Origin of the sequence: Thalassobaculum litoreum DSM 18839 (assembly GCF_900102465.1) — a bacterium.
GTDB classification, from domain to species: Bacteria; Pseudomonadota; Alphaproteobacteria; order Thalassobaculales; family Thalassobaculaceae; genus Thalassobaculum; species Thalassobaculum litoreum.
Genome location: NZ_FNBW01000014.1, coordinates 122714 through 148818, shown reverse-complemented (window position 1 = coordinate 148818; position 26105 = coordinate 122714). Strand labels below are relative to the sequence as shown.

The window sequence follows — 26105 nt, the reverse complement described above, 5'->3', positions numbered from 1 at the left end:
AATCTCGTCGCCAACGGCCTCGATCCGACCAGATCGCCGATCACCGCCCATCGGACGTGCTGACCAGGTCCCCGTCGATCGCCATTTCTGCACCCATTTGATCGCGGTCGACACACCGACGCCAAAGCGCTCTGCCGCCGCACGGCGGGACATCCCGCCCTCGACCGCCTGGATCACACGTTCTCGAAGGTCATCGGAAAAGGCTCGCGTCATCATGGCTGGCCTCCAATCCCCAGCCATGATGGTGAATCAGATTCGTGCCAAAAACGGAATCCCCTACGATTCCCTCAGGTGCGAAAATGCTCTAGGCGGCGACCGCCGATCCGTCGCGCCTTGGATCGGCCGCCCCCACCATCGCACCGGTCTCCCGCGTGAAGGACACCGCCTGCATCCCGCCGCAGTTCATGGTGAGCGGTGGCGCCATTTCGACCGCGTGGCCGCGGCGCTTCAGCTCCTCCACGGTGGATTCCGGCACCCGGCTCTCCAACTCGACCCGGGCGCCGTCCCACAGCCGCGCCCGCGGCGCCTCCATGGCGGCCTGCAGCTCGAGGCCGTAGTTCAGATAATGCACATAGGCCTGGGTCTGCATGATGCCGTAGCTGCCCGGGGTGCCGAGTGCGAGGACACCGGTGCCGTCGACCGTCCCGATGCTGGGTGCCACCACCGAGGCCCATGCCTTGCCCGGCGCCAGGTAGTTCGGCGAGGCCGGCTCCAGGTCGCCCCAGTTCAGGTAGTTGGACATGCACACACCGGTGCCCGGGATCACAACGCCGGAGCCGAAGATGCCGCCCAGGGTCTGGGTGACGCAGATCAGGTTGCCCTCGGCGTCGGCGGCGGAGAACGAGGTGGTGTGCTGCCTGGTCCAGTCGGTCTCGCTCATCGGGCCCGCCCCCCCACTGCTCGGTGCGGCCGATCACCGGCTTGCCGTCGGTCAGGCGCGAACGCAACCGGTCCATGGCATTGGCCTCGAACAGGCCCTCCATCTCGGCGCGCGACCGCTTGTTGTAATGCAGGGGTCACCTCAAGGTTTGTTTTCGCTAAACCTCGCGAACTCGGACAAACCATGAACAGGCCAAGTCAGATCACTCTGGCGCAGATGACCCTGCCTCCTCGATCTGAGCAGCAACTAAGCGAGTTGCAATGACACTGCGTGACCCCCACGTTTGGAACAGTCCCCGGTACTTTGGGAGTGTTCCAAACGTGGGGGAATCCGGTACGAAAGCCTCTAGTCAGTGACGAGCGACCGTTCGGCTACTTCTGCGTCCAACGCCAGTCCCAGACCAGGCGCCGTAGGCGCGACCAGTTGAATGCCGATCTCGTCAACTTCCTCCTTGAACGGCGCACCAGCGAATAGTCGGGTCTGGAATTCCAGGAGCGCGTTGTCGGCCATGAAGTACTCGATCCACCTGACATTTGGCAGTCCCGCGGCCAGATGGATATGGACGTTCTGCAGATCCCAAGGCGAGACCGGAACGTTCATCGAGGTCGCGTAGGCGTGAATGCGCAACCAGTCGGTGATGCCGCCGGTGATCATGACGTTCGGCTGGACCATGTCCACGCCGCCCTGCTCGACCAGGGCGCGGAATTCGGAGAGGCCGACATTCTGCTCGCCGCCGACGATATACGTGCGTCCAGCTCGCGCGCGGACGCGCGCATAGCCGGGGATATCGTGCGGCGGTACGGGTTCCTCGAGCCAGTAGACGTCGTATGGCTCCCAAGCCTTAAGCTGCTGGATCGCTGTGTCGACGTCCCAGCTGCCGTTCACATCGACCATCAGTTTGACGTCAGGCCCGACGGCCTCGCGTACCGCGCGGACCCGCTCGGTGGCCTCGCGCGGGGTGACGTAGCCTCGGGTGCCTCGGATCTTCAGCGCCCTGTGGCCCATGGCGACGTAGGATGCGGCGCGCTCGGCCAGGGCATCGGGTGCCATGTGGTGGGCGCAGTTCGCATATGTCGGCACAAGCCGGCGCTGTCCACCCAGCAGCGCGCTGACCGGCAGGCCCGTGGCTTTGCCGCGAATGTCCCAGCATGCCATGTCGAGAGCGGCGAGCGCATAGCGGGCGATGCCGTCGCCGCCGCGTCGGGGCACCGTCTCGCCCTGCAGGCGCTGCCAGAGGTCGGTGGTGAGCCGCGGGTCAGCGTCGAGCGCGGCGGGCCCGAAAACATGCTCAATGAACTGGGCGATGATCGGACCCATGCGCGGCGGCGCGTTGGCGAAGCCCATCCCGGTCACCCCCGCATCGGTGGCGACCTCGACCACGACCATCTCGGCGGAATAGGGGTTGCCGCCTTCGCCCCGATAGCGCCGTGCCGTCACCTCGGTGATCTTCATCATTCTCTCCAGATTAGTCGCTGGACCACAGGCGGGCGCGCAGCCAGGCGAAGATCGCCGAGCCGAACAACCCGAGGAAGGCGAAGAAGAGGAACATCGCCGCCAACGGCTGAGTGAAGATCAGCCACCAGTCGCCATCGAACATCTTCAACGAGTTCTGCAGGTTGGTCTCGACCATCTCGCCGAGAATCAGGCCGACAGCGATCGGCGCGACGGCGAATCCGTGCCGCCGCGCGAGGAACCCGATCACGCCGAAGACCAGCGCCACCCAGACGTCGAGTAGCGAGGAGTGCAGCGCATAGGCGCCGATCACCGAAAGGGCGAAGACCATCGGCCATAGGATCTTCGACGGTACCAGCGAGATCCGCGCGAACAGCTTGGCGGCGTAAAGCCCCATTGCTAGGAACATCAGGTTGGCGATCAGCATCGCCCCGAAGATCTGATAGACCGTGTCCACCTGCTCGGTGAACAGGTAGGGGCCAGGGCGCAGCCCGTGCACCAGCAGGCCGACGAGGATGACCGCCGTCGTACCGCTGCCAGGAATGCCAAGCACCATCGTCGGAACCATGGCCCCGCCGGTCGCCGCGTTATTGGCGGCTTCGGCGCCGGCGATGCCCTCGACGGAGCCGTTGCCGAACTCTTCCTTGTTCTTCGACCAGCGGCGAGCCTCGGCATAGCCGATCATCGAGGCGACGGTGGCCCCTTCCGCCGGCAGGACGCCGATGAAGGTGCCAATCCCGCAGGACCGCAGCACGGTCTTCCAAATTCGGCGGTAGTCTTCACGACTGGGCAGCATCACCGCCTTGAGGCGGACCGCGACGATGGCCCGGTTCAGGTGTTTGGATTGAACGAGCAGCTCGGAAATGGCGAACAGGCCGATGAAGACCGGGACGAACGACAGGCCCTCGTAGAGTTCGTAGTTACCGAACATGAACCGCTCGATTCCCGTGGTCGGTTCCGCCCCGATAGTCGCCAGCCAAACGCCGAACACGCCGCCGATCACATTCCGCACTGCGCCGCCGGCGCTGATCGAGGCCAGCATGGACAGGCCAAAGAGCGCCAGTGCGAAGTATTCCGGCGGGCGGAATTCATATGCGACGCGTGCGAGCAGAGGGGCGCATATGCAGAGCACGATGATGGAAAACACGCCGCCCACCGTGCTCGAAACCACGGCGATCCCGAGCGCCCGCCCGGCTTCGCCCCGTTTGGCTAGCGGATAGCCGTCGAAGGTCGTGGCGGCTGCGGCCGCCGTTCCCGGCGTATTGATCAGGATCGCGGTGATCGACCCGGCGAAGGTCGCTGAGACGTAGAGGGTCGCCAGCACCGCAATCGCATGGACCGGCGCCATGGTCAGGGTGAACGGAAGCAGCAGCGCCGCGCCCGTGGTCGCCCCGAGACCGGGGAGTACGCCGATGATCACGCCGACGATGGTGGTCAGAAAAATCAGCAGGAGCAGGTAAGGGTCGAAAACGACCGATCCCATGGCCAGCAGGGCATCCAACATCGCGCGCCGCCTATCCGTAGTACCAGTTGGTGAACAGTCCCCGCGGGAACCGGATCTGCAGGACCTTGTCGAACAGGAGAAACACCGTGGTCGGAGTGAGCACCGAGACGGCCAGCGCGACCGGAAGCCGACGCTCGCCCCACAGGAGGCACATCAGAAACACGGTCGCCGCGATGGCGATGATCATGTCGACATAGACCGTCAGCACGAAGAACACGCCGAACAGGGCGATCGTGCCCCAGGTGGACCTCCCCTCGAGACGGATCTGTTTCGGTGGCGCGATGCGGTACTGCAGCGCCAGGGCCACCGCGAGTCCCATATTGATGATCATCAGCACGATCGGGAACACGCGCGGCTGCATGCTTTCGCCGACGATCATGGGCGGCGACAGATCGAGCTGGAGCGAAGCCCAGATGACGACGACGGAAAAGCCGATGATGAGGGCGGGGAGGACGAGAGTACGCATGGCCGGACGGACGGCGCGCCCGCCAGGGCGCACCGTCTTCTCCTAGGTCAGAGCAAGGGGAGGCTTCTTATTGGACCAGGCCCATTTCCTTCAGGGCTGGGCCGAACTCAGCCACCATTGCCTTAATCTGCTTACCCCAGGGTTCGGAAGATTGCGGCGAAGTCGTATCCAAGCCGGAGTTCATCAGATAGGCTTGGTAGAGCGAGTGATCCATTGCCTTGGACAACGCGGTCTCAAGCTCGGCCCGTCGCGCTTCATCGACGCCCGAGTGGGTGACAAAGCCGCGGGTCGTCGACAGGACGAGGTCGATGCCCAGTTCCTTGGAGGACTTGGCCGCCGGGATGGGCTCCATGCCTTCTTCCGCCAGGATCACGAGCGGGCAGATATCGCCCGCTTCAATCGGAGCGCTGGCTTCCGAAAGATTCAGAACGCCTACGTCCACCGCGCCGGCGACAAGCTGGGTAGCGAGCTCCCCGCCGCCCTTGAACGGAATGTAGGTCGGCATCGGCTGGCCGAGCCGCTTAGCCCAGAGATAGACCGTGATGTGGTCGATGGTGCCGGTATGGGTCCCGCCGAACTTGATGTCATCGCCATTATTCATGCCGGCGACGAAATCGTCCGGCGTCTTGTATGGCGAGGTCTTGCAGTTAACCATCAGGATCTGCGGGTCGTTGGTCCCGCGTGCGATCGGCGCCATGTCGTCGACCGTCAGCTTGGTCTTGCCCATCGCCATGGTGATGGCGTGACCGACGGTAAAAGTCAGGATGGTGTTGCCGTCGGCCGGGCGGGTGAGGAAGTAGTTCATCGACGCCGCGCCGCCGCCGCCGCGCTTGTTGACGATCACCATATCCTGCCCGAGTTCGCGCCGGGCCCGGATCATCATCATCCGAGAGTTGACGTCGGTACCGCCGCCGGCGCCGGCATGGGTCACCACCTCGATGGCGGGCTTGTCCTGCGCCATGGCGGGCAGGCCGACCGTCGCCAGACCGAGGCCGGCGGCCATTGCCGCAACGAGGCAACTGCGCGTTCCGATAGAGCGCACCATTTTCGCTTCCTCCCTTTTAGTTCTTTTCTGCGTCGGCTGTCAGATCGCCGCGCACATTCGTTGGTTGTTCAGGAATAGTGGTCGAGCGGCAGGTGGAGCGTCAACGAATTTTGGCATACCAAATGACAATCAAGCTTCGACGGAATTCACCTTTACCCAGGTATGGCCGATGTGATCGCGCATGAGGGTGGTCAAACGTGCCGCGTCGCGCGCCTTGAGGGCGTCGGCGATCTGCTCGTGTTGCGCCACCGCCTCGTGCCAGCGGTCGTCGCGCTGGTTCGAGATGTAGCGGATGCGATAGAGCCTGGCGTTCAGTTGCGCGTGCGTGTCGACCAGGACCCCGTTGCCGCCGGCCGCGACGATGCTCTTGTGGATTGCCTGGTTGAGCTTGAAATAAGCCAGCTTGTCCTTGCGGTAGAAGGCCGAGAGCATCTCATGATGCAGGGCCAGGATCTCCTCGATCCTCTCGTTTGAGGCGAACTCGGCCGCAAGCTGGCCGCCGAGCGCCTCCAGGGTGCCGAGAACCTCAAGGAGTTGCCGGACTTCCTGCATGTTCGGGCTCGCCACGACGGCGCCGCGGTTTGGCAGGCTGTGCACCAGGCGTTCGCTGACCAGGATACGAATCGCCTCGCGCAGAGGCGTGCGCGACACGTTGAGGAGCTCCGAGAGCTGGCGTTCACGGATCCGCGTGCCCGGCTTCAGGTGATCCTGGATGATCATATCCCTCAGCTTCGAGGCCACCTGACTGACCAGCAGCCGGCTGGCCAGATCATTGTCATTGGGCGGCTCCGGTAGATGGCCGCGGATTTCGTTGTCGGCTTGAACCAGTGGCTCCGATCCCGAGTTCGCCATGCATGTCTCTTCCAAAATGCGGCGGCCCGATCCAGGACCCGCCCCTGCGGATCGTCATAGGACGTACAACCCCGGCAGTATAGCGAAGGTGAGTTGACGTCGTTAAAAATTGTATGCCAAACGAGTCGAGGCACGGAGATGTGGTGAAGGCCGCCGGCCGCGAACGGCCCCGACGCCCAGGGAGGAAATTCAACGATGACAACCGAACCCCTCATCGATCTGTTCGTGCTTGATCTGACGCGCGCCAGGGCTGGGCCGACCGCGGTCCGCCAGTTGGCGGACTGGGGGGCCGACGTGGTGAAGATCGAGCTCCCGCCGTCGGTCGGAACGGATTCCCTCGGCGGAGAGCGGGGCGGGTTCGATTTTCAGAATCTGCACCGCAACAAGCGCAGTCTGACCCTGAACCTGAAATCCGATCAGGGCAGAGCAGTGTTTTTTCGGCTGGTCGAGAAGGCCGATGTCGTCGTCGAGAACTTTCGCCCGGACGTGAAACACCGCCTCGGCATCGACTACGACGCGTTGTCAGCGGTCAATCCCCGCCTAGTCTACGGCAGCATTTCGGGCTTCGGCCAGGAGGGTCCCTATAGTGGTCGCCCCGGCCTCGACCAGATCGCCCAGGGAATGGGCGGGCTGATGTCAGTGACCGGGTTGCCGGGACAGGGGCCGGTACGGGTCGGCATCCCGATCGCCGATCTGTCGGCCGGCTTCAATCTTGCCATGGGCATCATGATCGCCCTCTACGAACGCGAACGGTCGGGCAAGGGGCAGTGGGTCCGAACGTCGCTCCTTGAGGCGCAGATCGCCATGATGGATCTCCAGGCCGCGCGCTACCTGATGAAGGGCGAGGTGCCGCAGCAGGCCGGGAATAATCACCCCGTGCATATCCCGACCGGGGTATTCCGGACCGAGGACGGGGCGATCATCATCCAGGCCTCCGCGCAGAACCTGTACCGGCGGATGTGCGACGCGATCGGCGCGCCCGCGCTGTTCGATCATCCCGACTTCGCCGACCCGAAGGACCGATTGGAGAACCGTGACCGTCTGAATGCCGAGATCGAGGCGCGCACCCGAACACGGAGCACGCAGCATTGGATCGACGTGTTGGCCGAGGCGGGGGTGCCGGCGGGGCCGATCTATTCCATCGACCAGACCTTTGCCGATCCGCAGGTCAAGAGCCTGGCCATGGATCCCGAGGTGACCGCGGCCGACGGAAGGACTCTCCGCGTGGTGGGTCAGGCCGTGAAGATGTCCCGCACGCCGAGCCGGATGCGAAGCGGAACGCCAGCGATCGGCGCCCATACGGACGAGATCTTGCGTCAGGCGGGTTATTCCAAAGATGAGATCCAGGCACTACGCGCCTCCGGCACGGTTTAGAGAGAGGAAGACGCCATGGTTGACACCGGTACCGATAAGATTCTGGCCGAGATCCGGGACGCGACCGGCTGGCTGACCATCAACCAGCCGGAGCGCCGCAACGCGATCTCCCTGGAGATGTGGGAGGGCATCGCACGGTCGTTCAGGGTTTTCGCCGACAGCCCCGAGGTGCGCTCGGTGGTGATGACCGGCGCCGGTGACAAGGCATTCACCGCCGGCGCGGACATTTCCCAGTTCGACAAGAACCGCGCCGATGCCGACGCCGCCGACCGTTACGCGAGGATCTCGCGCGACGCCCGTCAGCTTATCCTCGACCTGCGTAAGCCGGTGATCGCGATGATCCAGGGCTTCTGCATGGGCGGCGGGCTGGGAATCGCTATGACCGCAGACATCCGTATCGCCGCCGAGGGCTCGACCTTTGGCATCCCTGCCGCCCGGCTGGGAATCGCCTACGACACCGGCAACCTGCTGCGGCTGGTCGGTCTTGTTGGCCCATCCAAGGCGAAAGAAATCCTGTTCACTGCGCGTCGCTATTCCGCCGGACAGGCGCTGGCGATGGGACTGATCAACGACGTTGTCGCCCCCGAGGCGCTGGAGGACACGGTCCGGGCGATGTGCGCCGAGATCTCCCAGAACGCGCCGTTGTCGATGGAGGCGTCCAAGTTGACCATCGACGAGTTGGTAAAGGTGCCGTCGGATATCGACGCGGCCGCGATCCAGGAGATGGTGGACCGTTGCTTCAACAGCGCCGACTACAAGGAAGGCCGGGCTGCCTTCATGGAGAAGCGCAGGCCGACATTCGCAGGGCACTGAGCAGGCGCTGGTACGGGAATCCCGAGCTTCGCCCGAGAGGGTGTGGCGCTCGACGTCTCCACGCTGGCCAACTGGATCGGCGCGGTCGCGGCGGCACTGAGGCCCCTGGCCGAGGCCATCGAATCCCACGTTCGCGACGCCGAGCGGATCCAGGGGTTTCCGTACCATTTTCCCCGAAAGTATCGGTTAGAGACCTTTGAAATTCCAATGTGTTAGCGGTGGGTGCCGAAATAGATGTTGCGACATTTCAAGACCTTACGGGAGCCGCCTGACAATGTCGCCTCTTGCCCCATCGATATGCGGTCAAGGGCAACGTCGTCTGGAAACTGAGGCAATCGAAGATGCCTCTCGACCGTGAGAGTACCATGCCGCCAGGTTTTGCCCCTGCGGACGATCCGCGCCGGGGCGATGTGGTTTGACGAGGCCGCGAAAACAGGATTCATCTCTAACTCATTAAAAATAATCAAGGTGGGCTCCTGATGCTTCCGCTAACCAGCTGAAATACTTTGGAACCCCTACCGATACTTTCGGGGAAAATGGTACGGAAACCCCAACCTCCACTTGCCTCATTTCAACGTCATGAGCACATCGACAATGGCGACTTCGCCTGAGCCAGCGTGAATCATGACCGGGTTTAGGTCGCAGGAGGTGATCAGGTCACCAAGGTCACGTGCTAAGAGCGACAGGTTGGAGACCAGCTCGGCGAGCGGTCGCGTATCGGTTTGGGCGATGAGGTTCCGATAGCCGTTCATGCGCTTACCGAGTTTTGTCGAGGCGATGAGCGCCTGCGCGTCCGCCACTGTCAGCGGCGCAAGTCCCATGGCCAGATCGTCAATCAGCTCGACAAGCGTCCCGCCGGTCCCGACCATGACCTTGACGCCGAAGGGTGGCGAGGCGACGAAACCCGCCACGGCCTCGAGATCGCCGCGAACTTCCCGCTGCAGCTCGTAGCCGTCGATTTTGGCATTGGGGGCGGCGGCCGCGACGTTCTCCGCAATCCGGGAAAGTGCCGTCGACAGCTCGTCCATGTCACGCACGCCAAGCATGACGCCACCGAGCTCCGAGCGATGAGCGATGTGCCTGGATGCGACCTTAACGGCCAGCGGGAACTCTATATCGGCGATCCGTTCGGCCGCCTCGGCGGCGTTCGCGACCACAAGGGACGAAGACGTCGGAATGCCGTAGGCGGCCAGGATTTCCAGACAGCTCTCCGATGTCAATTGGGACCTGCCGTTCTTCAGTTCCCCGTGGATCAGGCTCAGGATACGGGTCTTCCGCTCCAGCATTTCAGGCGTTTCCGCGGTCTCGGCCCTGGCCCGCGGGCGAGGGCGTGAGATGGTTCCTGCCCCAACGATGCCCTCGCGCAGTCCGCTGACAATGGGAATGCCGTGGCTTTCGAATTTCAGCCGGATGTCGGGGTGGATTTCTTCCGAGGTGGCTGAGATCGCGATGATCGGTTTCGACGCATCGCGGGCGCTCCGGCAATAAGCATCGATAGGTGTGCTGTAGGACTCGAGCGACTTTTCGTGCAGTCCGGCCTGACAATCCTGGATCACGGCCAGCATATCGATGCCGTCGTCATTGAGAATGGCCTTGATTGAACCGGCTATGTCGCGGGCGGCCTCGTCCGTCACAGAGCCGAAATCGATCGGGTTCTGAGCCAGAGTGCCGGGAGAAACCTCACCGATGTGGCGGACCACGGCATCGCTGAAATGTGCGAGTTCGACACCAGCCGTCACAGCGACATCGCAGGCGAGTGCCGTCTGCCCGCCTGAAATACCGACGATCGCGAGCCTGCCCCTGTTTTCTCTTTGGCCATGGCGAGACAGGATCTCGAGGGCTGCGTTCAACTCGTCGTAATCGGCAACGGTGGCGATGCCGTTGGCCTCGAAGAATAGCCGGTACGTGTCCGCGTCGCTGGTCATGGACCCGGTGTGGGCGAGAGTGGCGGCCGATCCGATCGCGGAGTTTCCGACCTTCAGGACGACGAGGGACTTGCCGGTCTCGAATACCCGGCGGGCGGCGCGGGCAAAGGCGTCCGCGTCCTTGATCGCTTCCAGTACGATGCCGATTGCCGCCGTGTCGTCGTCCGTTGCCAGCCAGTTCATGTAGTCGGCGGCGGTAAGCTGGAACTCGCTGCCGACGGTGATGATCTTCGAGATGCCGAACTCAGCGGAATTCATCAGCGTGATAGCGGCCGATCCGGACTGCGCGATGAAGGCAACCCTGCCTGCCCTGATCTTGCTCGACGTCGTCGCCGGATAGAGGAACAGCCCGTCGTTGAGGTTGATCAGGCCCATGCAGTTCGGCCCCTGGATATTCATGGTGCTTTCGGTGGCGAGGGATCGGAACGTGTCCGCGTCTTCTTGCGAGAAACCGGAGGCGAAGAAGATCGCCGATTTCACACCGCGTGACTCAAGCGCCAGCGCCGTTTCAAAGGCGGCAGCGGCAGGGACCGACGCGATGGCCAGGTCAACATTGTCGGGCAGGTCTTCGATGGCCGGGACGGTCACCAGGCCCTGGATGGTTTCGGCGCTGCGATGGACCGGGATGATCCGGCTTTCGCACTCCCGGCTCAGCAGATTGTCGATAACGGCGTTACCCTGAGCTCGCTTCTTGGCAGACGCACCAATAACGGCGATCGTCGCCGGCTTGATGAGTGACGAGACATCCCTGCTCATCGTGACTTTTTCTATGCGGTTATGGCAAGTGGACGGAGGGGACGCCGGGTTCAGTCGCCGTCGAAGAACTGTTTGGCGTTGTGATAGAACCACTTCTCCAGCACCGTCTCCTTCAGTGGAAGCTGGCGGTATTCCTCGACCAGTTCCTCATAGGGACAGTCGAAGAGATAGCGTGACAGTCCGATCATGATCTTGTTCTGCAGGCGGCTGTTTCCGAACTGCATGAACATTTCCCAGCCTGCCCCCGGCTTGGCGAAATAGCGCGGCCGGTGAGCCGAGGTGTCGCAGTAGAGGTTCGGGTGACGGGCTAACAGGCCAACCATGTCCGGGATCCATGGCCATCCCCCCAAACCGGCGAGGATTTTCAGCTCTGGAAAGTCAATGGCGACCTGGTCGAGATGGCGCGGGTGGCCGAGATCGTAGGGCCGGTCGTTGGCGTAGTTCATGCTGCTGTAGATCTTCGCCGGCACGTTCAGCTCGACGCACTTGGCATAGAGCGGATAGTAGCGCCGGTCGCTGGCTGGCAGGCAGTTGGTGAGCGCGGTTACGCGAAAGCCGTTTGCTCCGTCTTCTCTCACCAGCCGCTCGAGTTCTCTTACCCCGCGCATGCCGTCCATTGGGTCGATCAGGGCGAACATCTTGAAGCGGCCAGGGTATTTGCGATGGATGTCGCCGATCTCGCTGTTCAGCATATTGCACATGAAGCCGTATTCGACGTTCGCCTGATCCATGTCGTCGATGATCGAGGTAAACTTCTGGTCGCGTTCCTCCTGTGTGTAGGAGCGAGTCGCCGATCCTTTCGAGCCACCGCCGAACACGGTGCTGTAATTACCGAAGCCGTATCCGTCAGGCCGGTCAAGTGGCTCTCCCATCGGGGTGCCTGGACGGCCCCTGCCAATTTCCTGGGCCTGCAGTGCAGCCTCGGAAAGTGGGGCCTCGATTTCCATGTCGATGATCGGGTGCATGTTCTCTCCCTTCTGAAGTTTCTTGAAGAGGCTGTCCCAGTTAATCTGCATTGGAGGTTAGAGCGGCTTTCTTAGTCAGTGAATCAGAAAGGAAAGAGATGGACCCCATTGTTCGGAAAGTTTGGCGGCTTGATTAAGCTATTCCATGGTGTGGTTCATGCCGCCAGTCTGCTGATCGCCGTAGCAGGGTTGATACTGTTGAAAAAGGCCGTCTTGCCTCGGATCTGAGGTGCTGATTCAGTTCTCCTGTAGTGGGAGGGCGGGCCGATGATGGGCGAGCGGACAGTGATGCATGAGGAGCTGTTCTACGGCTTCAACCTGGAGCGACATGTGCCCGGGGATCACCTGCTACGGGCCATCGACCGGTTCGTCGATCTGTCGGAGGTTCGCCGGCATCTGGCACCGTACTACAGCCCGATCGGCCGCCCCTCGATCGATCCGGAACTTCTGATCCGCATGCTGATCGTGGGCTATTGCTTCGGCATCCGCTCGGAACGGCGGCTGTGCGAGGAGGTCCACCTGAACCTGGCCTACCGGTGGTTCTGCCGGCTTGGCCTGGAGGGTGACGTGCCGGACCACTCGACCTTCTCCAAGACCCGCCACGGCCGGTTCCGGGAGTCCGATCTGCTGCGCGAGTTGTTCGAGACGGTCCTGCGGCGCTGCATGGCAGAAGGCCTTGTCGGCGGCGAGGGCTTCGCCGTGGATGCCAGTCTGATCGTGGCCGATGCCCATCGTCAGCGCGGCGTGGCCAGGACCGAAGACCTGCCGCAAGCCGGGCGTGCGGTCGAGGAGTATCTGGCCGTTCTCGACGATGCGGCGTTCGGCGGGGCGACGCCGGTCCCGCCCAAGTACCTCTCGCCGGCCGATCCGGCCGCGCGTTGGACCGCGTCCTGGGGCGGGCCGGCGGTCTTTGCCTACTGCACCAACTATCTCATCGATGTGGAGAACGCGGTCATCGTCGACGTCGAGGCAACGACCGCGGTACGGCAGGCCGAGGTGGGTGCCGCCCGGACCATGATCGATCGCACGCAGGAGCGCTTCGGTCTCTGGCCGGAGCGCCTGATCGGGGATACCGGTTACGGCTCGGCAGAGATGCTGAACTGGCTGGTCCACGCGCGCGGGATCGAGCCGCATATCCCGGTCTTCGACAAGTCAAAGCGCACCGACGGCACCTTCTCGCGCGAGGACTTCAGCTACGACCACGACAGCGACACCTATCGCTGCCTCGGCGGAAAGCTTCTGCAGAACAGCCGGCGTGCGTTCACCGAGCCGCGCAGCGGCGTGACCAAAGACGACACTCGGATCTATCGGGCCAGCAAGTCCGACTGCGATGCCTGTTCCCTCAAGCAGAACTGCTGTCCCGGCCAGCCGGCGCGCAAGATCCCCCGATCGATCCATGAAGGGGCGCGGGACATGGCCCGCGACATCGCCAAGACCGAGACCTATGCGACCTCCCGCCGACAGCGCAAGAAAGTCGAGATGCTGTTCGCCCATCTCAAACGCATCCTGAAGCTCGGCCGGTTGCGACTGCGCGGCCCCTGCGGCGCCCGCGACGAGTTCCTCCTCGCAGCCACCGCCCAGAACCTCCGAAAGCTCGCAAAGATCTGCGCCCCGCGGGCGCCAGCACCGGCCACATAAGCGCAAAGGGGCCATTGCACCCATGCCAGCCGATCGACGAACCGCTTCGAAGCCGAGCCGACAGCCGACTTCTTCAACAGTATCGGTCGATACTGTTCAGAACAGACTCGATGGGCGCGCGAGCCGGAAACCCCGGGGCGCCGCTAATCGGCGATCGATCCCGTGTATTTCTCCTCCGGCAGCCCTGTCACCCCGAAAGCCGCCCCCACCTCGGCGACGAAGATGCCGCCCGCGGTCGGTTCGGCAGCCGCCTGGGCGTCCGTGAAATTCTCCCGCGCGGTGGTGATGTACAACCGGTCGAGCGCCGGCCCGCCGAAGCAGGCGCAGGTGACCTGGCTGACCGGCAGGTCGACCCGGATGTCGCGGCTGCCGTCGGGCAGGAAGCGCTGGATCCGGGCGCCACCGAACTGGGCGTTCCACAACGCGCCCTCGGCATCGACACAGGAGCCGTCCGGCCCGCCCTCGTCGGCGGCCAGCTTGGCGAAGGTCCACCGGGCGCCCAGCACCCCGTCGGTCTCGTAGGAGATCCGCTCGATCGTCTTGCCGGCGGTGTCGGCGAAGTACATCCGCGCCCCGTCCGGCGAGAACGCGATACTGTTGGCGCAGCCGACCCCGTCGAACAGCCGCAGGGCCCGGACCCCGTTGAACTGATAGACGGCGGAATACGGCTTCAGCCCGTGCTCGTCGACGCCGCCGAACACGAAGCGGCCGGCGCGGTCGACCCGTCCGTCGTTCATGCGGGTTCGCGGTTCGTCGGCCTCGACCGGCGCCAGGGTCTTCAGGGATCCGGTCTCCGGATCGAACAGCGCCAGCTCGTCCTCCAGCGCGAGCAGGATCCGGTCGTCACTGCAGAAGGCGAAGCTGCCGATGCGCTTGTCGAAGCCGCGGGTCTCCACCGACCCGCCCTCGGCGTCGCAGCTCCACAGAGTGCGGCCCAGGATATCCGTCCAGTAGAGCCGACCATGACCCGGATGCCACTGGATGCCCTCGGCCAGCGTGTTGCGGCAGTCGAGCAGCAGGACCGCCTCGATGCGCCGGTTCATCACCCGCCTCTCCCCACGTTCGTCTATTTAATTCATTTCTTTAATTTATCTTGTCGGAGCGAAAACCGACGATCAATACTCAAACGCTCCAGATACCGTTGAGCAGGCTTCCATGCACCGATCCTACGCCGCCTCGCCGGCCCTCTATCGCGACCTGCAGGACCGCGCCGTCTTCGTCTCCGGCGGCGCCACCGGCATCGGCGCGGCCATCGTCGCGTTGTTCGCCCGCCAGGGCGCCCGGGTCAGCTTCGTCGATATCGATCCGCAGGCCGGCACGGCCCTGGCCCAGGCGGTGGAGGCGGAGTGCGGCAACCGGCCGAACTTCGCGACCTGCGACGTGACCGAGACGGCGTCCTTCACCATGGCCATCGAGGCGGCGGCACAGCCGGCCGGCGGGCTGTCGGTGCTGGTGAACAACGCCGCCCGCGACCAGCGGGTGAAGGCCGAGGCCGTCACGCCGGAGGTCTGGGACGACCTGGTGGCGGTCAACCTGAAGCACCAGTTCTTCGCCGCCCAGGCCGCCCGGCCGCTGATGGTGAAGGCGGGGGGCGGATCGATCACCAATTTCGGCTCCATCGCCCCCTGGCTCGCGGTGCCGGACCTGGCGGTCTACAACGCCTGCAAGGCTGCGGCCTTCGGCCTGACCCGGTCGCTGGCGCGGGATTTCGGCGGCGACGGCATCCGGGTCAACTCCATCCTGCCCGGCGCGATCCTGACCGAACGGCAGCGCCGCGACTGGATCAGCGAGGCGGACCGGCAGGCGATCCACGCGCGCCAATGCCTGAAGCGGGACATGGTGGAGGAGGACGTGGCCGAGATGGTGCTGTTCCTGGCCTCCGACGCCTCGCGCGGCTGCACCGGCCAGGAATTCCGGGTGGACGGCGGCAACGTCTAAAGCAGATCGTGCGGTGACGGGATCACTTCGTGATCGCGCCAGCGTGCGTGCATCTGCTCCAACCCCCGCCGCTAATTGCAGTCGTACTGCGCCTCCAGGTCCTTCTGCACCATCTCCGCGAACTTGGCGGCGGCAACGGGCAGGATGCGGCCCCGGAGCTGGCCCATGTAGATCAGGCCGCTGGGCACGTCGCGCGGGTCGAGCTGGCGCGAGACCATGTCCGGCAGCATCCCGCCCGGCGGCAGGCCGATGGGGATCTGGAACGACACGATCCCCTCGGCGATCGCCTGGTGGCCCAGGAACTCGAAACTGTCGGATTCCACCACCGGGTTGAGCGAGATCGCCGAGTCCGCCAGGGCAACCTCCATCAGGTGGCGCACCCCATAGGCCCGGGTCGGCAGGGCGATCGGATAGTCCAGGCACTCCCGCAGCCGCACGGTCTCCCGGGCCGCCAGCGGATGATGGCGCGAGAACATCGCATGCACGTGCTGGCGCACGGTCAGCAGGGTCTGGAACTCGGCCAGCCGTATCGGCTCGAACACCAGCGCGAGGTCGGCGGTGTGGTCGACCAGCGCCTGTTCCGCCGCCTCCCGGTCGCGGCGGAACACCGCGAAGGTCACCCCCGGATGCTCGCGGCGATAGGCGGCGATCTGCCGGGGCAGGTACGGCAGCAGCGCCTGGCTGCAGGCGATGGTGATATGGCCGCGCCGCTCCCCCGCCAGATCGGCGATCTGCGAACGCACCCTGTCCATGTCGGAGATCTGGTTGCGGATATGGTGGATCAGCAGTTCGCCGGCACTGTTCAGCCGCACGCCCCGGGGCAGCCGCTCGAAGATCGGCACGCCCAGATCCTCCTCGATCGCCAGCAGCCGCCGGTTCAGCGCCGTGGAGGTGATCGACAGGGTCTCCGCCGCCTTGCGGATCGAGCCGGCCCGGGCCACCGCGTCGATATAGAGCAGCGTCGTCATGTGGCGCATCGGTCCCTCCCCTGACCGCTGCATTTCCTGCAGCGGCTCGCTGCAATCATAGCAGAAGACAACAGCAGTCATAGCCAGCACGCTTTCTCCTATCGCAGATGCGAGACCGGTGTGGGAGCGCCGGCATCTGCGGAATTCATGGGATTGGACAAGCCAAACCGGCGGCTTGGGCGGGGCGTGTTCGCAGCCGCGAAATGCCGGAGAAGCCTTCAGGAAACAGAGTCACGGAGACCCGAGTGGGACCGAGCGCCGCCATGCAGGATCTGCCCTTCGACATCGCCTCGCTCCACGCGGCCTACGAGTCCGGCACCAAGCCGGGCGACGTGGTGGCCGAGTGCTATCGGCGGATCGCGGCGTCGGGCGATCCCGGGATCTTCATCACCCTGATCGACGCGGAGAAGGCCCATGCCGAGGCGGCCCGGCTCGGCCCGTTCGATCGGGTGGCGAAACCGCTTTGGGGCGTGCCCTTCGCCATCAAGGACAACATCGACGCCGTCGACGAACAGACCACGGCAGGCTGCCCCGCCTTCGCCTATGAGGCCGCGGCCGACGCCTTCACGGTCGCAAAACTGCGGGCGGCGGGCGCGATCCTGATCGGCAAGACCAATCTCGACCAGTTCGCCACCGGCCTGGTGGGCGTGCGCTCGCCCTATCCGATCCCGAAGAACGCCCTGGACCCGGAGATCGTACCGGGCGGCTCCAGCTCCGGCTCGGCCGTCGCCGTGGCGCGCGGCCTGGTCAGCTTCGCGCTCGGCACCGACACGGCGGGCTCTGGCCGGGTGCCGGCGGCGCTGAACAACATCGTCGGGCTGAAGCCGACCGTCGGCGCTCTCTCGGCCAGCGGCCTGGTCCCGGCCTGCCGCACGGTCGACACCATCTCGGTCTTCGCCCTGACCGTGGAGGACGCCTACCGCGCCTTCCAGTCCGCCGCCGGGCATGACCCGGCCGACGCCTTCTCGAAGGCCGTGACGACGCCGGATCTCGGCACCGCCCCGCCGCATCCGACGATCGGCGTGCCGGACACCGCGTCGCTCGAATTCTTCGGCGACGCCGTCCAGGCGGCGTCCTATGCGGCGGCGCTGGACACGCTGAGGTCCGAGGGCGGCGAGATCGTCGAGTTCGACTTCACGCCGTTCTACCGGGTCGCCGAGATGCTCTACGGCGGCGTCTGGGTCGCCGAGCGCCACGCTGTGGTCGGCCCGCTGATGGACACGGCCCCCGAGGCCGTTCACCCGGTGATCCGCCGGATCGTCGGCGCGGCGACCAAGTTCTCCGCGACCGACACCTTCAACAGCCTGTACCGGATGGAGGCCCTGCGCCGGACCTGCGAGGCGGCGATGGCGGGCATCGACCTGCTCTGCGTGCCGACCATCCCGACCTTCTTCACGGTCGCCGACCTCGAGGCCGACCCGATCGGCCCCAATACCAAGCTCGGCACCTATACGAACTTCGTGAACCTGCTCGGCCTCTGCGGCATCGCCGTGCCGACCGGCACCCGCAGCGACGGACGGCCCGCCAGCGTCACCCTGCTGGCCCGCGCGGGGCAGGACAGCCTGACAGCGGCGCTCGCCTCGCGGCTGCACCGGAAGGCCCGCGTGACCCTGGGTGCCACCGGCTGGGCGCTTCCCGAGATCCCGGAACCGGCGCCGACACTCGGCCCGGACGAGATCGTCGTCGCCGCCGTCGGCGCCCACATGTCCGGCCTTCCGCTGAACGGCGAGCTGATCCGGCTGGGCGGCCGTTTCATCGCCACCGCCTCGAGCGCGCCCGGCTACCGGCTCTACCGGCTCACCGGCGGCCCGCCGTTCCGCCCCGGACTGATGCGCGACGCCACCGGCGGCGCCATCGACCTGGAACTCTGGGCGCTTCCGCTCGCCAGCTTCGGCGCCTTCATGGCCGGCATCCCGGCCCCGCTCGGCATCGGCACGGTCACCCTGGCCGACGGCGGCACCGTCAACGGTTTCATCTGCGAGTCCGCCGGGCTGGAGGGCGCCACCGACATCACCGAGTTCGGCGGCTGGCGGGCCTATCTCGCCGCCGCCACAGACCGGCAGGGGGCGGTTCCCTGACCCACCACACGATACGGACGACTGAACAGGAGGAGAGACACATGCGCAGGCGCGATTTTCTGAAGGGTGCGGCCGTTCTCGGCGCCGGCTCCCTTCCCTTCATCCGCTCGCTGCCGGCCGCGGCGGCATCGAACGGCACCGTTGTCGTGGCCATGGGCCAGACCATCAACAGCCTCGACATCCACCGCTCCGGCACCAACCGGCCGAGCTATCAGGTAGCGGTGAACGCCTATGACCGGCTGGTCAGCTTCGGCACCAAGACCCTGCCCGACGGCAGCCTGTCCTACGACTACTCCGTCATCGAGCCGGAGATCGCCGAGAGCTGGGAGACCACCGAGGACGGCAGCGCCATCATCTTCAAGCTGCGCCGGGACGGAAAGTTCTGGGACGGCTCGCCGATCACGGCGGAGGACGTGAAGTGGTCGTTCGACCGCGCCGTCACCCTGGGCGGCTTCCCCACGGTGCAGATGAAGGCCGGCTCCCTGGAGAAGCCGGAGCAGTTCGAGGCGGTCGACGAGTTCACCTTCAAGATCCACACGATCCGTCCGTCCAAGCTGACCGTCCCCGACCTGGCGGTGCCGGTGGCGATCGTCATCAACTCCAAACTCGCCAAGGCGAACGCCACCACCGACGACCCCTGGGCGACCGAATACCTGCACAAGACCCCGGCCGGATCGGGTGCGTTCAAGGTGGCGCGCTGGGAGCCGGGCCAGCAGCTCGTCTACGAGCGCAACGACGCCTGGACCTCGGGTCCGGTGCCGGAGGTGAAGCGGGTGATCGTGCGCGAGGTGCCGAGCCAGGCGACCCGCCGGGCCCTGTTCGAGCGCGGCGACATCCAGGTCTCCTTCGACATCCCGAACAAGGACGCCAAGGAGCTGTCCGGCACCGACGGCATGACGATCCATTCGACACCGATCGAGAACGCGATCTACTGCCTGTGCCCGAACCTCACCTTCGAGCCGTTCAAGGACAAGAAGGTGCGCCAGGCCATCGCCTGGTCGGTGCCCTATGCCGACATCTTCCAGACCGCCGCCTATGAGCGCGGCGTGCCCATGTGGGGCGGGTCGTCCGCAACGCCGGCCGACATCGCCTGGCCGCAGCCGTTCCCCTACAGCACCGACCTCGACAAGGCGAAGGCCCTGCTGGAGGAGGCCGGCTACAAGGACGGGTTCGAGGTGCCGCTGTCGATCGCGCTCGACCAGTCCGACTGGATGGAGCCGACGGCCCTGCTGGTGCAGGAGAACCTGGCCAAGATCAATATCAAGGCGACCATCGAGAAGATCCCCGGCGCCAACTGGCGCACCGCCTCGCTGGTGGAGAAGCGGCTGCCGCTGCATCTGGAGACCTTCGGCGGCTGGCTGAACTACCCCTGCTACTACTTCTTCTGGGCCTATCTGGAAGGGCACCTGTTCAACTCCTCGAACTACCGTAACGAGGAGATCGAGACGCTCACCAACGAGACCCTGCACATCCCGGTCGATCACCCGGACTACGCGCCGAAGATCAAGCGCATGATCGAGATCGTCTGGGACGAGGTGCCGCGGATCGCCCTGTTCCAGCCGGCCCTCAACGTCGGCACCCGCGACATGTCGGGCTACGAGTACTGGTTCCACCGCCAGCTCGACGCCCGCGGCTTCGAGGCGTAACCGCCATGGGCCCGCGAACCAAACTGGTGCTGTACCGCACCCTGCAGGCCCTCCCGGCTCTGGTCGGGGTGGTCATCGTCAGCTTCATCCTGACGCGGATGCTGCCGGGCGACCCGGCAGCCTATTTCGCGGGCCCCGCCGCCACCGAAGCCTCAATCGCCGAGATCCGGGCCACCATGGGTCTGGATCGCTCGCTGCCGGTGCAGTTCCTGCACTATGTCCAGGATCTGGTCGTCGGCGATCTCGGCAACAGCCTGTCGACCGGCCAGCCGGTGGTGGAGGAACTGACCCGCCGGCTGCCCGCCTCCCTGGAACTGACCCTGACGGCGCTGCTGCTGTCCTGCGCCATCGCCCTGCCGCTCGGCATCGCCGCCGCCGTGCATCAGGGAAGCTGGATCGACCACGCCTGCCGCGGCCTGGTCACCGCCGGGGTGTCGCTGCCGACCTTCTTCACCGGCATCGTGCTGGTCTATGTCTTCTACTACCTGCTGGGCTGGGCGCCGTCGCCGCTGGGCCGGCTCGACTTCGTCTACCTGTCGCCGCCGGAGGTGACCGGGTTCTACGTGATCGACGCGCTGCTGGACGGCGACGTCGAGACGGCACGCGGCGCGCTGAGCCAGCTCGTCCTCCCGGCCACCACGCTGGCGCTGTTCACCCTGGCGCCGCTCGCCCGCATGGCGCGGGCCGCCATGCTTCAGGCCCTGTCCTCGGACTATGTCCGCACCGCCCGCGCCGCCGGGCTCGGCGAGGGGCAGGTGGTGCTCGGCTATGCCTTCCAGAACGCCATGCTCCCGGTGGTGACCACGCTCGGCATGGTCTTCTCCTTCATGCTCGGCGCCAACGTGCTGGTGGAGAAGGTGTTCTCCTGGCCCGGCATCGGCTCCTACGCGGTCGAGGCCCTGGTGGTCTCCGACTACGCCGCCGTGCAGGGCTTCGTGCTGGCCATGGCGATCCTGTTCGTCCTGCTGAACCTGGCGATCGACATCATCTACACGCTCGTCGATCCCCGCACCCGGGAGGGCTAGACCGTGAGCGCCACCACGCCGGAAACACGCGAACGCGGCTTTCTCGACCACGTGATCTACGTGCTGAGCGAGAACCCGATCACGGCCATCGCCTTCGCCCTGTTCGCGACGATCGTGCTGGTGGCGGTCTTCGGCCCGATACTGGCGCCCTACGACCCGATGGAATCCAACGCCGCCCGCGCGCTGCAGCCGCCCTCGGCCGATCACTGGTTCGGCACCGACAATCTCGGCCGCGACGTGTTCTCCCGCGTGCTGATCGCAACCCGCCTCGACCTGATGATCTCGGTTGCCGCCGTCGCCCTGTCCTTCGTCGTGGGCGCCGCGATCGGATCGGCCGCCGGCTATTGGGGCGGCTGGATCGACGCGGTGACCGGCCGGTTCGTCGACACGATCATGGCCTTCCCGCTGTTCGTGCTGGCCATGGGCATCGTCGCGGCGATGGGCAACACGGTGGAGAACATCATCTACGCCACCGCCATCATCAACCTGCCGTTCTACGCCCGGGTCGCCCGCGCCGAGGTGCGGATCCGCCGCAACGCCGGCTTCGCCCAGGCCGCCCGGCTGTCCGGCAACACCGACATCCAGGTGCTGGCCTTCCACATCTTCCCCAACGCCCTGCCGCCGATGATGGTGCAGATCTCGCTCAACATGGGCTGGGCGATCCTCAATGCCGCCGGCCTGTCCTTCATCGGCCTGGGCGTGCGACCGCCGACCGCCGAGTGGGGGATCATGGTGGCGGAGGGCGCCAACTTCGTCGTCTCCGGCGAGTGGTGGCTCGCCTTCTTCCCCGGCCTCGCCCTGATGACGGCGGTCTTCGCCTTCAACCTGCTGGGCGACGGTCTGCGCGATATTTTCGATCCCCGGCAAAGGACGTAAGCCATGTTCCTCGATGTCCAGGATCTCAGCGTCAGCTTCTCCACCCGGCGCGGCACCGTGGACGCGGTGCGCGGCGTCAGCTTCTCGCTCGCCAAGGGCGAGACCCTGGGCATCGTCGGCGAGAGCGGGTCGGGCAAGTCGGTCAGCTCCTACGCCGTCATGCGCATCCTGGAGCGCAGCGGCCGGATCGCCGGCGGCCGGATCACCTTCGACGGGATCGACCTCACCGCCATGTCGGACCGCGAGATGCGGGAGCTGCGCGGCCGCGAGATCTCCATGGTGTTCCAGAACCCGCGCGCCGCGCTGAACCCGATCCGCAAGGTCGGCCACCAGATCGAAGACGTGCTGCGCCGTCACAACCGGGCGACCCGTTCCACCGCGAAAGCCAAGGCGATCGAGGCGTTGCGGGCGGTCCGGATCGCCGATCCGGAGGCGCGTTACGACGCCTATCCGTTCGAGCTGTCGGGCGGCATGTGCCAGCGGGTGGTGATCGCCATCGCGCTGGCCTGCGATCCGCGCCTGCTGATCGCCGACGAGCCGACCACCGGCCTGGACGTGACCACCCAGAAGGTGGTGATGGACCTGCTGGCCGAGCTGACCAAGAGCCGGGGAATGAGCTCCATCCTGATCACCCACGACCTCGGGCTGGCGGCGGAGTACTGCGACAAGATTGTCGTCATGAAGGACGGTGCGGTGGTCGAGGCGGGCGACCCCAAGGCGCTGTTCGCCGATCCGCGGCACGCCTATACGCGCCGCCTGATCCGGGCCACGCCGAGACCGGGCGCGGAGGTCGGCGACCTGCTGGAGCCGCCGGCACCCTCTCCCGTCCGACCGGTGCCGGGCGCGCCGCTGCTGCAGGTCCGCAACCTGCGCAAGGTGTTCGGCCGGGGCGCGTCGGAATCCGTCGCGGTGGACGGCATCTCCTTCGTGATCCGCGAGGGCGAGACCCTGGGTCTGGTCGGCGAGAGCGGCTGCGGCAAGTCCACCACCTCCGCCATGATCATGCGCCTGCTCGACCCGACCGGCGGCGAGATCCTGCTGGACGGCAGGCCGCTGACCGACACCCCGGCCGCCAAATTCTCCCGCGATCCGCGGCGCGGCAGCCTGCAGATGGTGTTCCAGGACGCCACCGACAGCATCAACCCGCGCTTCACCGCCCGCCAGGCGATCGCCGATCCGATCCGCCGGTTGACCGACGAGAGGCCGGCCGGGCGGGTGGAGGAACTGGCGGCCCAGGTCGGCCTGCCCCTGACCCTGCTCGACCGGTTCCCGCACCAGCTCTCCGGCGGTCAGAAGGCGCGGGTCGGCATCGCCCGGGCGCTGGCCTCGCGGCCGCGGCTGCTGATCCTGGACGAGCCGACCGCCGCCCTGGACGTTTCGATCCAGGCGATCGTGCTGAACCTGCTGGCGGAGCTGCGCGCCAAGCTGGGCGTCAGCTACCTGTTCGTCAGCCACGACCTGCATGTGGTCCGCCTGCTCTGCGACCGGGTGATCGTGATGCGCGAGGGCAGGGTGGTGGAGGAAGGCACGGCGGAGGCGGTGATGCGCGCGCCGTCCGATCCCTATACCCGCAGCCTGCTCGACGCCACGCCGATGCCGCCGGCCGCGATCGCCGCGACCCCCGCTCTCGCCAAGGCGGCCGAGTAGGAGCCCGCCCGTGGAGATCAACATCCCCGAGGTTCTGGCCGAGGTGACGGAAGCCTTCCGACGCTACGAGGCGGCGCTGATGGCGAACGACGTCGCCGTGCTGAACGAGCTGTTCTGGGAGGCGGACGAGACCATCCGCTACGGGCCGCAGGAGGCCCTGTACGGCTACGCGGAGATCGCCGGCTACCGCAGCGGCCGCGACGTCAGCGACAACGCCCGCGACCTGACCCGCACGGTCGTCACCACCTACGGCCGCGACCACGCCACCGCCTTCACCGAATACCGCCGCGTGTCCAGCGGCCGCAGGGGCCGCCAGAGCCAGACCTGGGTGCGCATGCCCGACGGCTGGCGCGTCGTCGCCGCCCACGTCAGCCTTCTGCCCGTATCCGACCCGCGCCCCAGCGAGGACGCCATGGCCGCATCAGCCTTCGATCCGGACGCCTTTATCCGTGCGGCGGCCCCGGCGCTGGGTCTCGATCTGGACGAGGAGCGGATCGCCGCGGTGGCCCCGTACCTCGCCATCGCCCGGGAGATGGCGGAGCTGCTGGAGGCCGCGCCGGTACCGGAGGGAACCCTCGCCCTGGCGCCGGTCTACGCGCCGGAGGAGACGCGGTGAGCGACCTCGGCGCGTTCTCCCCCGCCTGGAAGATCGCCCGGGCGGTCGCCGCCGGCACCGTCACCGCCGAGGACGTGGCGCGGTCGGCCCTCGGCCGGGTCGCCGACGTGAACCCGGCGGTCAACGCCGTCACCGACGTCACCGCCGAGCGCGCCCTGGCCCAGGCCCGATCGATCGACGCCGACCGGACGGCGGGCAGGCCGCTGCCGCCGCTGGCCGGCGTGCCCTACGCGGTGAAGAACCTGTTCGACATTACGGGACTGCCGACGCGCGCGGGGTCGAAGATCAACCGCGACCTGCCGCCCGCCTCACGCGACGGTGTGTTGATCGAGCGGTTGTCGGCGGCCGGTGCGGTGCTGATCGGCGGGCTGAACATGGGCGAATACGCTTATGACTTCACCGGCGAGAACGCCCATGACGGGGCCTGCCGCAATCCGCACGACCCGAGCCGGATGGCCGGTGGTTCGTCCTCGGGCAGCGGCTCGGCCATGGCCGCCGGCCTCGCCGCGCTGACCCTGGGCTCAGACACCAACGGTTCCATTCGCGTGCCGGCCTCGTTCTGCGGCACCTTCGGGCTGAAGCCGACCTACGGCCGGCTGACCCGCGCGGGCAGCTTTCCGTTCTGCGACAGCCTCGACCATCTCGGTCCCTTCGCCCGTTCGGTGCGCGACCTCGCCCTGGCCTACGATGCGATGCAGGGCCCGGCCGACGGTGACGCCGCCTGCGCCGGCCGGCCGGTGGAGCCGGTGCTCGGATCGCTCGATGCCGGTGCGGGGCAAGGGCTTGCCTATTGGCGTGCAGGTGATCGCCGCCCCCTGGCGGGAGGACCTGTGCCTGCGGGTCGCCGCCTGGCTGGAGCAGGAGGGGATCGCGGGCTTCACCGCCCCTGCGCTCTAGGACCGGCGCTCGTAGTCCGGCGTTCTAGGCCCGGTACGCCTTCAGGAACAGTCGGACCGCGTGGTCGGCGATGGCGTGGATGCGGTTGGCATCGGGCTGGTGCTCCACATCGAGCAGCACGCGAAGCTGGAGATCGCCGCGCAGCAGCCCGATGAAATCTGCGGCCGCCTGCATCGGGTCGTCGATCGCCAGACCCGCCGCGGCGCCATGCTCGACGAGCTGACGGGCCAGCCGTTCCCGCGAGGCTTGCGGCGCGGAGCGGTAGAACGCCCGGCCCAACTCGGGAAAGCGCGGGCTCTCCGCCACCACCATGCGGTAGACCTTGGCCGTCACCGGACTGGTGAAGACCTCCACCATGCCTTCCGCCCAGGCGCGCAGGCGGGCCTCGAAATCCGGGTGGCTGCCGGTCAGGACGTCGTCCAGATGCCGACGCTGGCGCTCGCGCTCCACCACCGCCTCGAACATCGCCTCCTTGGAGGCGAAGCGGGTGTAGACCGTGGCCTTCGACACGCCGGCATTGCGGGCGATCAGGTCCACCGAGGCGGGCCCGAACCCGTGCTCCATGAAGGCGGCCGCGGCGGCGTTCAGAATCTGCCGGGTCTTCGGATCCTGACCGCCGTCCTCCGCCATGCAGGGGCTCTGCAGGGGCTTTCGAGAAGGGGTGCGTGGACCGTCAGCGCGTCTTGTCATGGCCGTCCCTGCGGATGGAGCTTGACGTGGCCTACGTGATCTTCCATGTGTGCG

The 26105-nt window shown here is 66.1% G+C and carries 22 protein-coding genes and 2 pseudogenes; 12 read left to right on the top strand and 12 right to left on the bottom strand.

From position 1 onward, the window contains the following. The 7 genes from BLS34_RS20190 to BLS34_RS20160 form a co-directional block, all read right to left on the bottom strand. Window positions 1-216, bottom strand: a 216-nt coding sequence (locus BLS34_RS20190) for a helix-turn-helix domain-containing protein (RefSeq protein WP_175474317.1), incomplete at its 3' end; no start/stop codon positions are given. Window positions 217-304: 88 nt separating this feature from the next. Then, window positions 305-880 (bottom strand): gamma-glutamyltransferase, encoded by a 576-nt coding sequence (locus BLS34_RS20185; RefSeq protein ID WP_093153261.1) that lies wholly within the window; start codon window positions 878-880, stop codon window positions 305-307. Window positions 881-1225: 345 nt separating this feature from the next. Beyond that, the gene (locus tag BLS34_RS20180; protein WP_175474316.1) at window positions 1226-2332 is read right to left on the bottom strand and encodes a mandelate racemase/muconate lactonizing enzyme family protein; all 1107 of its coding nucleotides are present in this window, start codon (window positions 2330-2332) and stop codon (window positions 1226-1228) included. A gap of 13 nt (window positions 2333-2345) precedes the next feature. Then, window positions 2346-3836, bottom strand: coding sequence for a tripartite tricarboxylate transporter permease (locus BLS34_RS20175; RefSeq protein ID WP_093153256.1), 1491 nt, complete (start codon window positions 3834-3836; stop codon window positions 2346-2348). 10 nt (window positions 3837-3846) lie between these two features. Beyond that, window positions 3847-4302, bottom strand: a complete 456-nt coding sequence (locus tag BLS34_RS20170; protein ID WP_093153282.1) for a tripartite tricarboxylate transporter TctB family protein — start codon at window positions 4300-4302, stop codon at window positions 3847-3849. A 67-nt stretch (window positions 4303-4369) separates the two neighbouring features. Further along, a complete protein-coding gene (locus BLS34_RS20165) occupies window positions 4370-5347 on the bottom strand; it encodes a Bug family tripartite tricarboxylate transporter substrate binding protein (RefSeq protein ID WP_093153254.1) in 978 nt (325 codons plus the stop codon). A 129-nt stretch (window positions 5348-5476) separates the two neighbouring features. Then, on the bottom strand, window positions 5477-6199 hold the full coding sequence (locus BLS34_RS20160) for a GntR family transcriptional regulator (protein WP_093153251.1): 723 nt from the start codon (window positions 6197-6199) through the stop codon (window positions 5477-5479). A gap of 195 nt (window positions 6200-6394) precedes the next feature. Between BLS34_RS20160 and BLS34_RS20155 the strand changes: the two genes are divergently transcribed. The 3 genes and pseudogenes from BLS34_RS20155 to BLS34_RS25585 form a co-directional block, all read left to right on the top strand. Continuing rightward, window positions 6395-7573: a CaiB/BaiF CoA transferase family protein gene (locus BLS34_RS20155; RefSeq protein ID WP_093153249.1), complete on the top strand. Its 1179-nt coding sequence runs from the start codon at window positions 6395-6397 to the stop codon at window positions 7571-7573. A 15-nt stretch (window positions 7574-7588) separates the two neighbouring features. Beyond that, on the top strand, window positions 7589-8386 hold the full coding sequence (locus BLS34_RS20150; protein ID WP_093153246.1) for an enoyl-CoA hydratase: 798 nt from the start codon (window positions 7589-7591) through the stop codon (window positions 8384-8386). 27 nt (window positions 8387-8413) lie between these two features. Then, window positions 8414-8602, top strand: a pseudogene (locus tag BLS34_RS25585) (IS66 family transposase); the annotation flags it as partial. Window positions 8603-8952: 350 nt separating this feature from the next. Here BLS34_RS25585 and BLS34_RS20145 read toward each other — a convergent pair. Both BLS34_RS20145 and BLS34_RS20140 read right to left on the bottom strand, forming a co-directional pair. Next, complete coding sequence (locus tag BLS34_RS20145) at window positions 8953-11067, bottom strand: acetate--CoA ligase family protein (RefSeq protein ID WP_093153244.1); 2115 nt, start codon at window positions 11065-11067, stop codon at window positions 8953-8955. Window positions 11068-11117: 50 nt separating this feature from the next. Further along, complete coding sequence (locus tag BLS34_RS20140; protein ID WP_093153241.1) at window positions 11118-12032, bottom strand: amidohydrolase family protein; 915 nt, start codon at window positions 12030-12032, stop codon at window positions 11118-11120. A gap of 267 nt (window positions 12033-12299) precedes the next feature. On the opposite strand from BLS34_RS20140, the gene BLS34_RS20135 reads away from it, so the two are divergent. Further along, complete coding sequence (locus tag BLS34_RS20135; protein ID WP_093153239.1) at window positions 12300-13670, top strand: transposase; 1371 nt, start codon at window positions 12300-12302, stop codon at window positions 13668-13670. Window positions 13671-13813: 143 nt separating this feature from the next. Here BLS34_RS20135 and BLS34_RS20130 read toward each other — a convergent pair whose 3' ends face one another. Continuing rightward, window positions 13814-14713, bottom strand: a complete 900-nt coding sequence (locus tag BLS34_RS20130) for an SMP-30/gluconolactonase/LRE family protein (RefSeq protein WP_093153237.1) — start codon at window positions 14711-14713, stop codon at window positions 13814-13816. A 112-nt stretch (window positions 14714-14825) separates the two neighbouring features. Between BLS34_RS20130 and BLS34_RS20125 the strand changes: the two genes are divergently transcribed. Continuing rightward, window positions 14826-15608, top strand: a complete 783-nt coding sequence (locus tag BLS34_RS20125; RefSeq protein ID WP_093153234.1) for an SDR family NAD(P)-dependent oxidoreductase — start codon at window positions 14826-14828, stop codon at window positions 15606-15608. Between the two features lie 71 nt (window positions 15609-15679). On the opposite strand, the gene BLS34_RS20120 is transcribed toward BLS34_RS20125, so the two are convergent. Continuing rightward, a complete protein-coding gene (locus BLS34_RS20120) occupies window positions 15680-16585 on the bottom strand; it encodes a LysR family transcriptional regulator (protein WP_028795834.1) in 906 nt (301 codons plus the stop codon). Window positions 16586-16821: 236 nt separating this feature from the next. On the opposite strand from BLS34_RS20120, the gene atzF reads away from it, so the two are divergent. The 7 genes and pseudogenes from atzF to BLS34_RS26540 all read left to right on the top strand — a co-directional run. Then, on the top strand, window positions 16822-18654 hold the full coding sequence (atzF, locus tag BLS34_RS20115; RefSeq protein WP_245702078.1) for an allophanate hydrolase: 1833 nt from the start codon (window positions 16822-16824) through the stop codon (window positions 18652-18654). Window positions 18655-18695: 41 nt separating this feature from the next. Continuing rightward, window positions 18696-20300, top strand: a complete 1605-nt coding sequence (locus tag BLS34_RS20110; RefSeq protein ID WP_093153229.1) for an ABC transporter substrate-binding protein — start codon at window positions 18696-18698, stop codon at window positions 20298-20300. Between the two features lie 5 nt (window positions 20301-20305). Next, window positions 20306-21325 carry an ABC transporter permease gene (locus BLS34_RS20105; RefSeq protein WP_093153226.1) on the top strand — a complete coding sequence of 340 codons (1020 nt, stop codon included), beginning with the start codon at window positions 20306-20308 and terminating at the stop codon, window positions 21323-21325. 3 nt (window positions 21326-21328) lie between these two features. Beyond that, window positions 21329-22201, top strand: coding sequence for an ABC transporter permease (locus tag BLS34_RS20100; RefSeq protein WP_093153224.1), 873 nt, complete (start codon window positions 21329-21331; stop codon window positions 22199-22201). A 3-nt stretch (window positions 22202-22204) separates the two neighbouring features. Further along, window positions 22205-23848 carry a dipeptide ABC transporter ATP-binding protein gene (locus tag BLS34_RS20095; RefSeq protein ID WP_093153221.1) on the top strand — a complete coding sequence of 548 codons (1644 nt, stop codon included), beginning with the start codon at window positions 22205-22207 and terminating at the stop codon, window positions 23846-23848. A gap of 10 nt (window positions 23849-23858) precedes the next feature. Continuing rightward, entirely contained in the window at window positions 23859-24464 is a 606-nt protein-coding gene (gene hpxZ, locus BLS34_RS20090; protein ID WP_093153219.1) for an oxalurate catabolism protein HpxZ, read from the top strand. Further along, window positions 24461-25183, top strand: a pseudogene (locus BLS34_RS26540) (amidase family protein); the annotation flags it as partial. The gene hpxZ and the pseudogene BLS34_RS26540, both read left to right, overlap by 4 nt. 202 nt (window positions 25184-25385) lie before the next feature. Here the strand turns inward: BLS34_RS26540 and BLS34_RS20080 are convergent. Beyond that, window positions 25386-25991, bottom strand: coding sequence for a TetR/AcrR family transcriptional regulator (locus tag BLS34_RS20080; RefSeq protein ID WP_175474315.1), 606 nt, complete (start codon window positions 25989-25991; stop codon window positions 25386-25388). Window positions 25992-26105 lie beyond the last annotated feature (114 nt).

Excerpts from the sequence above, each read along its gene's own strand:
- BLS34_RS20110 (WP_093153229.1), top strand. The coding sequence starts at position 18,696 with ATGCGCAGGCGCGATTTTCTGAAGGGTGCGGCCGTTCTCGGCGCCGGC.
- BLS34_RS20165 (WP_093153254.1), bottom strand. The coding sequence starts at position 5,347 with ATGGTGCGCTCTATCGGAACGCGCAGTTGCCTCGTTGCGGCAATGGCC.
- BLS34_RS20130 (WP_093153237.1), bottom strand. The coding sequence starts at position 14,713 with ATGAACCGGCGCATCGAGGCGGTCCTGCTGCTCGACTGCCGCAACACG.
- BLS34_RS20160 (WP_093153251.1), bottom strand. The coding sequence starts at position 6,199 with ATGGCGAACTCGGGATCGGAGCCACTGGTTCAAGCCGACAACGAAATC.
- BLS34_RS20150 (WP_093153246.1), top strand. The coding sequence starts at position 7,589 with ATGGTTGACACCGGTACCGATAAGATTCTGGCCGAGATCCGGGACGCG.
- BLS34_RS20155 (WP_093153249.1), top strand. The coding sequence starts at position 6,395 with ATGACAACCGAACCCCTCATCGATCTGTTCGTGCTTGATCTGACGCGC.
- BLS34_RS20125 (WP_093153234.1), top strand. The coding sequence starts at position 14,826 with ATGCACCGATCCTACGCCGCCTCGCCGGCCCTCTATCGCGACCTGCAG.
- BLS34_RS20145 (WP_093153244.1), bottom strand. The coding sequence starts at position 11,067 with ATGAGCAGGGATGTCTCGTCACTCATCAAGCCGGCGACGATCGCCGTT.
- BLS34_RS20105 (WP_093153226.1), top strand. The coding sequence starts at position 20,306 with ATGGGCCCGCGAACCAAACTGGTGCTGTACCGCACCCTGCAGGCCCTC.
- BLS34_RS20140 (WP_093153241.1), bottom strand. The coding sequence starts at position 12,032 with ATGCACCCGATCATCGACATGGAAATCGAGGCCCCACTTTCCGAGGCT.
- BLS34_RS20080 (WP_175474315.1), bottom strand. The coding sequence starts at position 25,991 with ATGGCGGAGGACGGCGGTCAGGATCCGAAGACCCGGCAGATTCTGAAC.
- BLS34_RS20170 (WP_093153282.1), bottom strand. The coding sequence starts at position 4,302 with ATGCGTACTCTCGTCCTCCCCGCCCTCATCATCGGCTTTTCCGTCGTC.
- BLS34_RS20135 (WP_093153239.1), top strand. The coding sequence starts at position 12,300 with ATGATGGGCGAGCGGACAGTGATGCATGAGGAGCTGTTCTACGGCTTC.
- BLS34_RS20180 (WP_175474316.1), bottom strand. The coding sequence starts at position 2,332 with ATGAAGATCACCGAGGTGACGGCACGGCGCTATCGGGGCGAAGGCGGC.
- BLS34_RS20175 (WP_093153256.1), bottom strand. The coding sequence starts at position 3,836 with ATGTTGGATGCCCTGCTGGCCATGGGATCGGTCGTTTTCGACCCTTAC.
- BLS34_RS20095 (WP_093153221.1), top strand. The coding sequence starts at position 22,205 with ATGTTCCTCGATGTCCAGGATCTCAGCGTCAGCTTCTCCACCCGGCGC.
- BLS34_RS20185 (WP_093153261.1), bottom strand. The coding sequence starts at position 880 with ATGAGCGAGACCGACTGGACCAGGCAGCACACCACCTCGTTCTCCGCC.
- BLS34_RS20120 (WP_028795834.1), bottom strand. The coding sequence starts at position 16,585 with ATGCGCCACATGACGACGCTGCTCTATATCGACGCGGTGGCCCGGGCC.